Origin of the sequence: Reichenbachiella sp., assembly GCF_039941815.1 — a bacterium.
In the GTDB taxonomy this organism is placed as follows: Bacteria; Bacteroidota; Bacteroidia; order Cytophagales; family Cyclobacteriaceae; genus Reichenbachiella.
On the sequence record NZ_JBDVDW010000026.1, the window covers coordinates 16,686 to 30,025 of the forward strand.

A 13,340-nucleotide genomic window follows, 5' to 3' on the forward strand; every position below is an offset into this window, starting at 1 on the left:
GTTCTTACCTAGACAGTTCTTAGTTTGAACTTGGATACTCCTTCTTGCAACTGGTTGGCAATGTCTGCCAAGCCTTTACTGGATGAGTTGAATTCATTCATACCATCGCTAAGGTCTTTCGATGAGGTAGCTATTTCTTCTGTTCCTGAGGATGTCTCTTCTGATACAGTCACGATTTTTTCAATGTTTTTGACTGTTTCATCCATGCTCATCTTTTGCACTTCAGTGGCTTTCAGTACTTCTTCTGATAAGCCAAGGGTTTCAATAATTGACTCATCAATTTCAATGAATACCGTTTCTGCTTCCTTAGAAGCTCCGTTTCCTGCTTTCACACTATTACCCATTTCATCTATGGCCTTACCAGCTTGAGAAATGTCTTTTTCTACAGCCTTGATCACCTTCTCTATATCGCCTGCTGAGGTACGGGAATCTTCTGCCAATTTTCTGATCTCCTCCGCTACCACGGCAAATCCTCGCCCTGCATCTCCAGCTCTTGCTGCTTCTATAGCCGCATTTAGTGCCAATAAGTTGGTCTGACCTGCTATATCGGTAATTACATTGAGTGTCCTGGCTATTTCTTCGGACCGCTCGGTCAATACTTCTATAGATTCTGAGGTGACATTTGCAGCGTCCTGAATCTGGCTCATACTATCGACTACTTTTTTGACTGTGTCCAGACCCTTTTTGGCATTTACCTGTCCTTTTTTGGCTGCGTCATTTATGGTTTGTGATTGCTCTCCCATTTTCTCAGCTGAGGTACGTACCTCATCTATCAATTTGGATGAGTCATCTATTTGTCGTGCCTGATCTTGTACACCTTCGGCCATTTGGCCAATGGCAGATGCCACCTCTTGGGTTGTTCCTTGCATCTGATCACTTTTGGTTAGCATCTGCTCAGAGCTGGTGGCTATCAGGGTACTGCTTTCGTTGATATCGCCTAGTAGGTTATTCATATTGTCCAAGGCCACGTTTAATGCGTCGCCCATCTCTCCGACATATCCCTCTGATTGTAAATCAAATCGATGGGTTAGGTCGCCCTCTGCCATATTCGTAATGATGTCTTTCACTCTAAGGATTGGTACTTTGATATCTGTAATGTCCGCAGCTATTTTTACCACTTTGAATACTTGTCCTTCAGCATCTTTTACTGGTGCATAACTTGCATTGATCCAGAGTTCTTCTCCGCCGTTCTTGAATCGTTGAAATTCTCCGGACTTCACCTTGCCATTAGCCAAATCTTTCCAGAATTGCTTGTACTCGGCTGATGACGCATAGGCTTTATCGCAAAATATACGGTGATGCTGGCCCACCATTTCTGATTTGTCATACCCGAGCGTATTGATCCAGTTTTCATTGACATCCAGGATCGTTCCGTCCGGTTCAAATTCGATAGAAGCCCACCCAGCATCCACGGCTGCTTTTATTGCCTCACCTTGCACTCTGTCGCTTACCATTTGGGTAATATCTGTCGCTATTTTAATTACTTTGGACACCTTCCCCTTGTCATCAATAATTGGTGTATAGCTGGCATTAATCCAAAACTCTTCTCCACCATTTTTCAATCGTTGAAATTCGCCTGATTGTACTACTCCTTTAGCCAGGTCTTTCCAAAACTTTTTATACTCCGCTGATGAGGCATACTCATCATCACAAAACATGCGATGATGTTGACCTACCATATCAGTTTTTTCGTACCCCAGGGTTTTCTCCCAATTTTCGTTAGTATCCAATATGATACCGTCCGGTTGAAATTCTATGGATGCCCAGCCAGTATCGACTGCTGAGCGGATTTGGTTGGCATCGTTCAATGCTGCTTCTAATTCCTTGATGGTTTGATTCAAGTCACTCACTGACTGGCCATTTTTAGAATCTTTGGATGGTGCTTTTGTCTCCATTGCTATTTTTTTTATTATCCGATCTTTATATCTGGTTTTCTTTGAAGAAACAGAAGGCTCAGAGGAAAAGTCCTGAGCCACAGATTCTTCAACGCTCATAAAAGCCTATCATTCACTGGTTGATTGATCTTGCTTGTTATAATTCGTGATTTCAAAGATTGAATAAATGATCTTGATATAGAAGCAGAGCAAAGTATACTCGCTGAGATTACAGTTATGCTAGTTGAACCTTAAGATTAGTCCGTTGAAATTTTAACCCTATTGGATCGAATTGATGTAATGGAGTACAGGCAATTAGTATTCTTTTGATCCGAGCGCATCTATCGCAGTTTGTACCAATACCTCTGATGTAAATGGTTTGACCACATAATAAACGGCTCCCAGGCTAAGGCTCTCACTTATAATAGAGTGCTGTCCCACTGCGCTGATCATTATTATTTTAGATTTTACTCCCTTACTGGCTAGTAGCTTTAGTATATCTGTTCCATACATATCTGGCAAGATATTATCCAATGTAATCAGGTCAGGGGAAATTTTCAATGCCAGACTTACTGCAGATTCTCCATCGGCCGCTTCTCCTATGACTTCAAAACCTGCTTTGGTTAGATTCTTTTTTATCAATAACCTCATGTACATGGAATCATCGACGATCAATACCTTTTTTCCTAATGAATTGTCTGTGGTCATAGACTACTCTTTTTTGACTGTGACATATTTCTGGGATTCAACGAGTCAGCGTCTTAAACAAACTTTTTTTGGAATTTTCGTTGGTTTGAAAATTCTGAAACAAGAAAATGAATTCGAGAGCTACTCCAATTTCATGAGCGTAAAAAGTGGTTTTAAGTGGCATTTTGCAGTTTAACCCTATAGAGTCTACCAGTATATGCTTGTTTATTTCTTCCCCATTTAGGACATACATTGTTGGTGTTTTACTTAGCGTTTTTTGATCCCAGCTGTTATCCATTTGAGAGATGATAGTAGACGCTATTAAATTATCCAACTCGGCTATGAAATCATTTTTAATATGACAGTTATCGCAAGTATGTCCTTCGAACAGTTCGTTGGATAAACAGATATCACATAGTCGGTTGAGTTCACTGCTGTCAAATGTTAAATAGCACGTACCTTTTAAGCCTCCATTTATTTTTGTTTTTATCAAATGGGTGTGCTTTCCTTTTTTTGAGCAATACTGTGGATTGTGGTTCTGTTCCTCAGTATTAAAATAGTGGCTTCTGAATGTAATTGGGGTGTTTAGCACTAGCTGTAGTGAAAATGCGGCATCTCGTAATCCACTATTAATTTGTCCTATCTTTTCTTCACTATTAGCTGTGATAAATTGATTTCCATTCATAGCTTATTTGATTCTTCAATTGGCTTGCAACGATGTGTACTCTAAAAATTTGTGACTCATAACCAAATATCAGTCAATTCATCCGCTCTTCCATAGCGGACAAATTATACTCGTTGAATCCATAAAGTCACCTGTTGAAATTGAGGTTGAGCATGTCGATTATAAGGTCTCAATCCCGGCAAACAATTCATTTTTGTATTTCGGACTGACGGGTATTCTCTCTTCTCCTATTTGGACCTCACTTTTACTTATTTTTTGAATAAGCTTCCTATTGATGATATAAGATCGGTGTATCCTCATAAATGTACAATCAGGAAGTTTTTTCTCAATGCTACTCAAGGAGCAATAGACCACATGAGTACGTGTGTTGGTATGTACTTTTATGTAATCTCCATAAGCTTCGACGAAAAGGATATCTGCATAAAAAATGTTGGATAGTTCTGAATCAATTTTCAGAAAAATACTTTGACTCTTTTGAGTAGGAGTAGGCTCTTTCTTTAGGTTTGATTTTGCAATTTGAACAGCCTGCATAAATCTTGCATAGTCTTTGATGGGCTTCAGAAGAAAATCTGTCACTTGAAAATCAAACGCCTCTGTGGCATATTTACTATTAGAGGTAACAAGAATGATCTGTGGCTTCTTGGCAAGCGACTTGATGATATCCATCCCCGAAAGCCGGGGCATCTGGACATCTAAAAATACAATGTCGGGCTCATGCTCTACCATAAAACTCACCCCCTTTTCAGAGTCCTGAAATGTGCCTATCAGATCCAGGCATTCAGTTTTATTAATAAGTGAAGCGACAATTTTGAGCGCGACAGGTTCGTCGTCTATTGCGATACACGATAGTTTATTAGACATAGTTACGTATTTTCTAGCTGTTGTTTATGTCCTTATAGTGTATGACAATTAATTTTTCTCGCTGCTGCATACATCTATATGAGACGTTAATTTTTTCCTTTCAAAATAATAAAATATTCTCATTATGGGTAATAATCACCCTCTGGAGGGGGGCAAAAAAATACCTATTTTAAGGTAAGGATTGATTATCAATGAATTTGATGTGATCAATTTCTATATGTAATAGTTTTTCTCTGATCAGTTCGATGAAGGCAGGAAGTTCTTTGGCTAACAGTTCCTTTTTTTCATCCAGCGCTGCATCCTCCAATTTAGAGGACTGCTCTACCAATGCGTCCAGTTCGAGGCTCTCCAGATTAGGCTTGATTTTATGAAGAGTTTCTGCCAATTTCACGAATCGATCTTGTTCTAGTTGGCTACTTAAGTTATTTAGTTCATAAGGGACCGTTTTCGTAATGGTCTCTATGAGATCAAGCACCTCATCTTGTTTTCCGTCTGTAATCTGATACAAATATGGAAACATGCGCTGCAATTGATTGCTAGGTCCTAATGGCACATTCGATAGTTCTAATTCCTGTAGGTTTTTAGTGTATTTGACAATTGAATTGTATAAATCTTCCATTTTGAGGGGCTTTCCGAGAAAATCATTCATGCCAGATGCGGTGACTTTTTCGAGGACGTCTGATGAGGTAAATGCTGAAAACGCGAGTATGGGGACATTTTGAAAATATGGGTCTTCCATATTTCGAATGGTTTTGGCTGCTGTATATCCATCCACTTCTGGCATCTGAATGTCCATGAATACTATGTCATACGATTTCTTTTTTATCATCTCTATGGCTATTTGGCCATCAAACGCAAAGTCTACTTGCACACCCCAGGATTCAAGAATTTTCTTCAAAATAATGCGATTTCCAACATTGTCCTCGGCAGCAAGAACACGGCAGTTTATTTGCTCCATTTTTTTGGATACTTCCCCATTTGACGCTGTTTTCCGGCTTGACTCTTTTTGTTCCTTGTATGGTAGCTGAAGATCAAAACTGAAAACTGATCCTTGATTGACATAACTTTCTACATAAATTTGACTACCCATGAGCTCTACCAACCTTTTGGATATAGCCAGTCCAAGTCCGGAGCCTCCATATTTTCTTGCTACTTCGGTCCCTGCCTGTTCAAACTCGCTAAAGATTTCGTTTAATTTATCTCGCTCAATACCTATACCAGAATCTTCTACATACATTCTAATAGCACAAGTGTCGTTGCTTTTAGAGAGCTGTGTCACACCTACTTTGACATATCCGGAATAGGTGAACTTAATTGCGTTATTGACCAAATTGAGAATAACTTGAGATATCCTCATCGCATCGCCAATAAACACCTCTGGTAGCACTTTATCGTAGCTCAAGACCAGATCAATTCCACGTTCCTCAGATTTGAGTTGCTGTGATTTTTTGATATCGACTAGAATGTCCTTTAGATTAAAGTCAATTGATTCTAGGGCGATTTTACCTGCTCCTATTTTGCTGAAATCGAGAATTTCGTTTAATAGAGAGAGCAAGTTTTCACTCGAAAATTTTAGAAGATTGAGATTCTCTATTTGGTTCCTTCTTGGGTCTGACCGAAGGAGTAGATCCGCCGCACCTATAATCGCATTCATGGGTGTCCGTATTTCATGGCTCATCGTGGCTAGAAACTGCTCCTTTGCTTTTGAGGCCTGTTCTGCCAGATCTTTTGCTTGAATTAATTCCTCAGCCTGAACCTTCTGTTCGGTAATGTCCTCAGTAAACATAATAATGCCACCGACTTCTCCTTTTGATTTCATCCATGGCCTAATTTCCCACTTCAACCATTGTTCGGACTTACCGTCTAGTTTTATTTTTTCACCCTGACTTTTATCTACACTTCCGGTCAAACATTTCAGAAGTCTTGGCTCCCACTGTTTTATCAATTCAGGTGAGAGAGCGCCTAGAGGTTGGCCCAAAACATTCGATTTTCCAAGCTGATAATGGTCTATCCATTGTGCACTCACCGCCAGGTACTCCAGATTTTCGTTTAGCATGGCAATAGCCGCAGGGGCCGAAAATACAAATGCCTTTAATACCGTTCTTTCAGAAAGCAACTGCTCCCTGAACTCATCTCGTTCAATCAAAAAACCAACCCACCTTGAAAATAGATTGACAAATTCTATCTCATGTGTAGAAAATGAAGTAATTCTCTTAGACGGTGAAGAAAAGTTGACTGTGCCTCTTTTCACACCACCGACGTAATATGTTGTACCCGCAAATGATTTTAGACCCAATTGAGCATAACAAGGATGCTTATGAAATTTCTCTTCATTCGAATTGTCTATTGTCAGCGTCCCCTCCTGATTGTATACCGTATTGCAATAGGTATCTTTCAAATTGAGCGTATCTCCTTTTTTGATATCGAACTCAGGTAATTTTGTCAATACATCAAATATGACATAATCGTCTCCTTCTATCGTACTAATTATTCCAATATCAAGTTCTAAATAGTTCAGTGTTAGGTCTAAGGCTAACCGCAACTGTTCTTTAACGTTGAGCGTATTGTTGGTTATGATTTCGTTTAGCTTCTGTAAGCCTATTTTGTGTTGCTCAGACTTTCGCTTTTCCTTGATTTTATTGGTGATATCTCGCAATTCAATCATCAATCCTACTACTTTATTCATACCATCACGGATCGGACTGCAATAGCCTAGTAGCTCATAAGATTCTCCATTCCTACTTAGAGACAAGATTTTCGAAACTTTTTTCTTATATGCCTTCTCAATTGCCTTCTCAATATCAGGATAGAATTCATTGATAACATTAAAATCAATCTTCTCGCCTATTTTTGGATTGAATCCTGTGAATTTATTCATTCCAATGGAGTACACTTTATTGAAGCTCATATGCACACCGTCAATATCAAGTATACATACTGCATGTTTAGAGTTTTGAATAAGAGACTCTAATTTGGCTTGCTTTTTAGCTAATTCTGCATCTTTTCTTTTTCGATCCGAGATATCTCGAGCAGTGATTTGAAAGCTAGTTATTACATCATTTTCATCCCTAATAGCCTTGATAATAGATTCCATCCACAAAAAATCCCCATTTTTCTTCCTTAATCTAGAAGTGGCGAATCTTAGGTTTTGTTGCTCATCATTTTCAATTCTTCTATGTTCTAAGAGTCTGGTGGCATCCGTTGGATGTGTAATATCAAAGGTATTTACACCTAATAGTTCACTGACTTCATAGCCGAGTAGATCTTTTACAGAAGATGAAACATAAAGGTAGTTGGACTCAGTATCCACCAAGGAAATAAAGTCTCGCGAGTTTTCCGAAATCAAACGATACTGTTTTTCGCTCTTGCTCAGTTTTTCTCGAGCTTCAAAAAGTTCATTAATATCTCTGGTTACGACATAGGCATGCTCTACTAGATCCTTCTTATAGTCAATTTCTACACTTTGCCCGACCCATCTGATTCCATCTTTTGTTAGCGCTTGAAACTCAAAGTAGTCTGACTGGGTCTTCTTTTTGATTAAGCTGAGATAATGCGATATGACTTTGTCTTTATGATTAGGTGCTACAATATCCCAAAAATATTTTTCGTGCAACTCCTCATGGCTATACCCGGTAACCTTGATCATAGTGGAGTTGACATAAGAAAATTGACCTTTTCCATTGAGTTCGAAAATCATATCTCCAACTCGCTCAAGCAGACCATTAAGCTTATCATGGCCATCCAAAATTTGAGTTCCTGTCCTATTTAGCAATCGATTTTTATCATGAATTTTGAGCAGAGATTCCACTTGCAACGACAGGAGCTTCAGCGATTCTCTCTGAGTACTGTTCAGCTCTTTGGGCTCATCTCCTAGGACGCACAGCGTTCCTATTGGAACTTGATCCTCACCTTTGATGCATACGCCAGCATAGAATCTGACATGAGGCTCTTCAGTAACTAAAGGATTATCGCGGAATTTTTTGTCTACAGATGCATCAGAGACTTGCATCAAGTCCCCCACATTATTGATGGTATGGCCACAAAAAGAAATATCTCGAGGAATTTCGGATGCATTCAGCCCAAGATGGGATTTGAACCATACTCTGTCATTGTCGATGAAGCTAATACAAGATATGGAAACCTGACATATGTTAGCTGCTAGCTGAGTGATTCGGTCATACTCATCCTCGGGCAAAGAATCTAATATCTCGGTGCGATGTAAAGTTCTAAGCCTTTTCTTCTCATTTCTAGGATGGATGGGTACAATCATTATCTAGTGCTAAACTCAAATCTTAGAATAATCGCTAAAAATATAGTTTTTCACATTGGTTCGCACTAAAACTCTACTAATCGAAGATTTCGCCGGTTGAATGATTAGAAATACTCGTTGGAAGCTAGTTATTCGAATCCGAAGTATGCTTGAGAAAGTATCCGATTCAGAATTCCATTTCACAAAAAATCAAAGGACAAGCTTATCGCATAACGTTTCATCTTCAGAAGAATTATCGAGCAATTTTGACGCAAACCGTCCATTTTAAGCTCGGATTTGTCCGATTTGAGCTCCTTTTTAGCCGCAGTTTTGCTTGACCTAACCTTGCCTACTTTATTCATAAACCATTTGACAATATCATGAGAACAATTCATTCCTATTTTTATAGCACAGTTACATTTTGTTTATTCATATGCCTGGTTAGTTGCAAAACAGAACAAGTTAGCACCAAGTCCTTTAGTCTGACCAATGAATTAGATTCTGTAAGCTATTCTCTCGGAATGAGCGTGGCATTGGGAGTAAAAAGTCAAGGAATAGACTCCCTCAGTCAGAACGCATTATCCAAAGCTTTTAGAGATGTATTTGCAGAAGATTCACTGTTGGTGACAGAAGAGAATGCCAACCGTCTACTTACCGAATATTTTCAAAGCCTAACTGCTAAAGTCGGGGAGAAAAACCTCGAAATGGGAAGAACCTTTTTAGAAAAAAATAAATCCAATGAAGGGGTGATTACAACAGCTAGTGGCCTCCAATACAAAATAATTGAATCCGGTACCGGTGCTATCCCCTCTGCTTCAGATCAGGTCACCACTCACTATACAGGCACTACCATCAGCGGAGAAGTATTTGACTCCTCTGTAGAGCGAGGAGAGCCAGCTACGTTCCCGATCAATGGAGTGATACCTGGCTGGACAGAAGCCTTGCAAATCATGCCTGTGGGTTCAAAATGGAAACTCTTTATTCCATCAGAATTGGCCTATGGAGCTCGTGGTGCAGGCCCAAAGATTGGCCCAAATTCAGTATTGATTTTTGATATTGAATTGATCAGTATCAATTAGGCAATTCGAAGTGCTATGTGCCTTCTTAATAATGAAGGAGTTCTTCCTGTTAAGTGGCATTCGTCCTTCAATCTCAATTTGAACTAAGCATAAATCTTTTGTATTTTCTCAGAAATCAGCAAGGATCAAAAAATAAATTTAGCGACAATCCACAAACCTTATTATTACTTAGCTTTGAGTTTTTAATCTCATATATATGCCAAGTAGCACTCAGACAAAAAAGTATTTTTATTGGTTTGCATCGTTTACAGCCTTATTCGTCATTTTACTCACCATATATTTTAGTTTAGGTGGCTTAGAGGAAATTGAAACTGCAGTCTCAAAAAACAACAGCTATAGTCTGGCAGGAAAAGAAGTATTTGGCAAATTAAGCTCCAAAGAAGAGCATTTCCTGTTTGAAGAAATGAAGAATCTAATAGCAGATGGTTCACTCAATGGCACTTTGGCCATTGTCAACTACAACAATGACACTCTCGATAATTATGAGGTCCACAGATTCGTTGGCATACTGCTGGACGACGAAGTCTCTATGATACCTGCTGGTTTGGAAATATTAGAAATCGAAGGTGAGACTACCTTTCAAGCCGCCTTAACTATGCACCCACTGGTCATGCCTAATACCAGAAAAGTAGAATCAAAACTCAAAGTGCTTGCTGATGAAAGAGGTTTGGCTCTGAAAAACTACACGCTCGAAAAACTGTATCAGGACAATTCAGTGATTGTGGAAATGTTTGCCAAATAGCTATTTCACTGATTTATAGATTACTCCGCCTTTCATTACGAATTCAACCGATTGCATCAACTTGATGTCATTCAAAGGATTTCCTTTAACAGCAACAAGATCCGCATAAAGGCCTGATTTGATAGCTCCAATATTTTCGGTTTCTTTTAAAATCGAGGCGTTTACAGTAGTTGCGCACTTGATCGCCTGCAGCGGAGACATACCTCCCTTTACCATCAATTCAAACTCCCGCCCGTTGTCACCATGCAAAAATACGCCCGCATCAGTACCGAACCCAATGGGCACTCCGAGCTTAACCGCCCGTTTGTAGGTTTCAAATATTTGAGGTCCAACCATCGCAGCCTTAGGTACGATGATGTCAGGATAATATCCTTGCTCGGCTGCTTTTTCAGCTACAAAAGCGCCTGCAAGTAGCGTTGGAATAAAATATGTATTTCTCTCCTTCATCATTTGCATGGTCTCATCACTCATATAGGTGCCGTGTTCTATCGTAGTCACTCCTGCGCGTACTGCGCGCTGCATCCCTTCATCACCATGGGCATGAGCCGCCACATGAAAACCATAGTCGTTGGCAGTCTCCACGATGACCCTGATTTCATCTTCTTGAAAGTGTGGTCCTACTCCGTTTTTCGCAAGACTCAGCACTCCGCCGGTAGCCGTGATTTTGATTAAATCTGCACCATTTTTGTACTGTTGTCTGACCGCCTTGCGAGCGTCTGCCTGTCCATTCACCACCCCATCTTCGGGTCCGGGGTTGCCCATCAGTTTATTGCTAAATCCATTGGTCGGATCTGCATGACCACCAGTGACTCCCAGTGCTTTCCCAGCAGTATAGATTCTAGGGCCATCAATCAGTCCCTTGGCAATTGCATTTCTCAGTGAGATATTCACTCCACTCCCTCCTAGATCTCGCACCGTAGTAAAACCTGCCATTAGGGTGCGTTGGGCATAAACTACAGACTCGAAGGCTTTATCCTCAGGATTCTGAGTAAACTTGTTCATGTATTTGTTCTTGCCGGTTTCGCTCTCTATATGCACATGCATGTCGATCAGGCCTGGCATGATCGTATATGCTTTTAGATCTATCAACTCGTCTTTTGCACCTGATTCTATATAGCCTTTCTTCACAGCCACTATTCTATCACCTTCTATAATTATTGATTGCTCACGCAAAGGCTTGTCCGAAAACCCGTCAATGAGCATTCCACAATGAACGATAGTTTGCTGAGCTTGTGCAGCACAAACTGTGAAAACTAAGAGAAGTGTATAAAATTTTGACATAGGGATGGAGTTTAGCTGTAAGAATAATCAATCATGGGCTACCATCAAAATATCAACTAGTCTACTGTATTGGCTAATTCTTCACCATGAATTTGCTTGTCATACAAAGATTTGTAAGTACCTTCCAAGTGGATGAGATCCTGATGAGAGCCTTGCTCTACAATTTGGCCATCGTCCAACACAATGATTTTATCGGCCAGCTGTGCAGAGGAGACGCGGTGAGAAATGATAACCGTTGTTCGACCCACCATGATCTTTTTCATGCTGTTCAATATGCTGTTCTCCGTTTTTGTATCTACTGCTGAAAGGCAATCATCCATGATTAGTATTTTTGGCTCCCTAGCAATTGCCCTGGCGATTGACACTCGTTGCTTTTGCCCTCCGGACAGGGTAATGCCTCGCTCGCCTAGCATCGTCTGAAAGCCTTCAGGAAAACGATCGATATTTTCGGTCAGGTCGGCATGGTCGGCAGCTATCCGCACCTGCTCATCCGTCATGTTTCGATTGCCAAAAGCGATATTGTCAGCAATTGTCTCAGAAAAAAGGAAAACATCCTGCGGCACATAGCCAATATTGCCTCTGACGGTGGATAATGAATAATCTTTGATTGAGATTCCATCAATTTTGACCTCTCCTTCTGTGGCGTCATACATTCTGCAGAGAAGGTTCGCTATGGTGCTTTTACCCGAACCCGTAGTGCCGATGATAGCAAGGGACTCGCCTGGTTCAACATTAAAAGACACGTCTTTTAGAGCTACAATTCCTGAATCAGGGTAGACAAAGTTTACCTTATCAAGTGTCAGCTGACCTGATATTTCACGCGTAATATTCTTTTCTGAAACAATATCATTTTTGGTATGCAGAAATTCATTTACCCTTTTTTGTGAAGCCGCCGCACGCTGAATTATACTTGTAATCCACCCAAGTGCCGTTACAGGCCAGGTGAGCATATTTACATAAATGATAAATTCGGCAATGTTACCAGTGCTCAATTCTCCCTGTAATATCCCCACCGATCCTACATAGACAGTAAGAATTACACTAAGACCTATCAAACTCATGATCAACGGAAAGAAGAGGGATTGAACAAAAGCCAAACGAAGAGACTTTTGCTTGTAATCATTACTAGCAACCTCAAATTTTTGATTGTAATCTTGCTCTCGAACAAATGCTTTGATAACTCGGATACCAGAAAAAGCCTCCTGCACAAAGGTGGAGAGATCCGAGAGGCTTTCCTGAATCTCTTCAGATCGCTTATTGATTATATTATTAACATAGTAGATACTGAACGAAAGGAAGGGTAAAGGCAGCAAAGAGTATAGTGTAAGCTCGACATTGATTGACAACATGAAGGGGATGACGATCAAAAACATGGTGAACAAATTGATACCATACATGATCGCCGGGCCTACATACATTCTCACACGGCTCACATCTTCAGAAATCCGGTTCATCAAATCTCCCGTATTGTTTTGCCTATAAAAACTCAGCGAGAGTGTTTGGTAATGTTCATAAATTTCATTCTTCAAATCAAATTCTATCAACCTGGACATGACAATAATTGTCTGCCGCATAAAAAACATAAAAATGCCTTTGAGAATAGCAGAAACAAGTATAACAAGTCCAAATATCAGTATACTAGAAGCAAATAAATCATAAGTACCACTCTGGAGTTCAAAACCATTGAATCCATTATAGACTCGAAAACTCTCCTGTATCAGATCGAATGAATGACGAACGACCACGGCTGGAATGATCCCGAATAGATTTGAAATAATGATGAAAACCGTCCCTAAGATTACGTGATACTTATATTTGAATAAGTACTTATTCAGATGTGCAAGGTCCTTCATTCAGAGTGGCAAACGGTATGATTATCAAA

Annotated in this window: 9 protein-coding genes; 2 read left to right on the top strand and 7 right to left on the bottom strand. The window is 39.9% G+C overall.

The genetic code is table 11. From position 1 onward, the window contains the following. Nucleotides 1-8: 8 nt before the first annotated feature. From ABJF11_RS04690 to ABJF11_RS04710, 5 genes are all read right to left on the bottom strand, one after another. Entirely contained in the window at nt 9-1,994 is a 1,986-nt protein-coding gene (locus tag ABJF11_RS04690; protein ID WP_348118418.1) for a methyl-accepting chemotaxis protein, read from the bottom strand. Nucleotides 1,995-2,189: 195 nt separating this feature from the next. Beyond that, entirely contained in the window at nt 2,190-2,582 is a 393-nt protein-coding gene (locus ABJF11_RS04695) for a response regulator (protein WP_348118419.1), read from the bottom strand. 37 nt (nt 2,583-2,619) lie between these two features. Then, entirely contained in the window at nt 2,620-3,246 is a 627-nt protein-coding gene (locus tag ABJF11_RS04700; RefSeq protein WP_348118420.1) for a hypothetical protein, read from the bottom strand. Nucleotides 3,247-3,405: 159 nt separating this feature from the next. Continuing rightward, on the bottom strand, nt 3,406-4,107 hold the full coding sequence (locus ABJF11_RS04705; RefSeq protein WP_348118421.1) for a LytTR family DNA-binding domain-containing protein: 702 nt from the start codon (nt 4,105-4,107) through the stop codon (nt 3,406-3,408). Nucleotides 4,108-4,276: 169 nt separating this feature from the next. Beyond that, entirely contained in the window at nt 4,277-8,377 is a 4,101-nt protein-coding gene (locus tag ABJF11_RS04710; protein WP_348118423.1) for a PAS domain S-box protein, read from the bottom strand. Between the two features lie 359 nt (nt 8,378-8,736). On the opposite strand from ABJF11_RS04710, the gene ABJF11_RS04715 reads away from it, so the two are divergent. After that, on the top strand, nt 8,737-9,435 hold the full coding sequence (locus tag ABJF11_RS04715) for an FKBP-type peptidyl-prolyl cis-trans isomerase (protein ID WP_348118425.1): 699 nt from the start codon (nt 8,737-8,739) through the stop codon (nt 9,433-9,435). A 196-nt stretch (nt 9,436-9,631) separates the two neighbouring features. Next, a complete protein-coding gene (locus tag ABJF11_RS04720) occupies nt 9,632-10,177 on the top strand; it encodes a hypothetical protein (RefSeq protein WP_348118426.1) in 546 nt (181 codons plus the stop codon). Here the strand turns inward: ABJF11_RS04720 and ABJF11_RS04725 are convergent, their stop codons facing one another. Both ABJF11_RS04725 and ABJF11_RS04730 read right to left on the bottom strand, forming a co-directional pair. Beyond that, nucleotides 10,178-11,458, bottom strand: a complete 1,281-nt coding sequence (locus ABJF11_RS04725; protein WP_348118428.1) for an amidohydrolase family protein — start codon at nt 11,456-11,458, stop codon at nt 10,178-10,180. It abuts the gene before it with no gap. Between the two features lie 56 nt (nt 11,459-11,514). Continuing rightward, a complete protein-coding gene (locus tag ABJF11_RS04730; protein WP_348118430.1) occupies nt 11,515-13,311 on the bottom strand; it encodes an ABC transporter ATP-binding protein in 1,797 nt (598 codons plus the stop codon). Nucleotides 13,312-13,340 lie beyond the last annotated feature (29 nt).

Coding starts and splice junctions, on each gene's coding strand:
- ABJF11_RS04690 (WP_348118418.1), bottom strand. CDS start 1,994: ATGAGCGTTGAAGAATCTGTGGCTCAGGACTTTTCCTCTGAGCCTTCT.
- ABJF11_RS04695 (WP_348118419.1), bottom strand. CDS start 2,582: ATGACCACAGACAATTCATTAGGAAAAAAGGTATTGATCGTCGATGAT.
- ABJF11_RS04700 (WP_348118420.1), bottom strand. CDS start 3,246: ATGAATGGAAATCAATTTATCACAGCTAATAGTGAAGAAAAGATAGGA.
- ABJF11_RS04705 (WP_348118421.1), bottom strand. CDS start 4,107: ATGTCTAATAAACTATCGTGTATCGCAATAGACGACGAACCTGTCGCG.
- ABJF11_RS04710 (WP_348118423.1), bottom strand. CDS start 8,377: ATGATTGTACCCATCCATCCTAGAAATGAGAAGAAAAGGCTTAGAACT.
- ABJF11_RS04715 (WP_348118425.1), top strand. CDS start 8,737: ATGAGAACAATTCATTCCTATTTTTATAGCACAGTTACATTTTGTTTA.
- ABJF11_RS04720 (WP_348118426.1), top strand. CDS start 9,632: ATGCCAAGTAGCACTCAGACAAAAAAGTATTTTTATTGGTTTGCATCG.
- ABJF11_RS04725 (WP_348118428.1), bottom strand. CDS start 11,458: ATGTCAAAATTTTATACACTTCTCTTAGTTTTCACAGTTTGTGCTGCA.
- ABJF11_RS04730 (WP_348118430.1), bottom strand. CDS start 13,311: ATGAAGGACCTTGCACATCTGAATAAGTACTTATTCAAATATAAGTAT.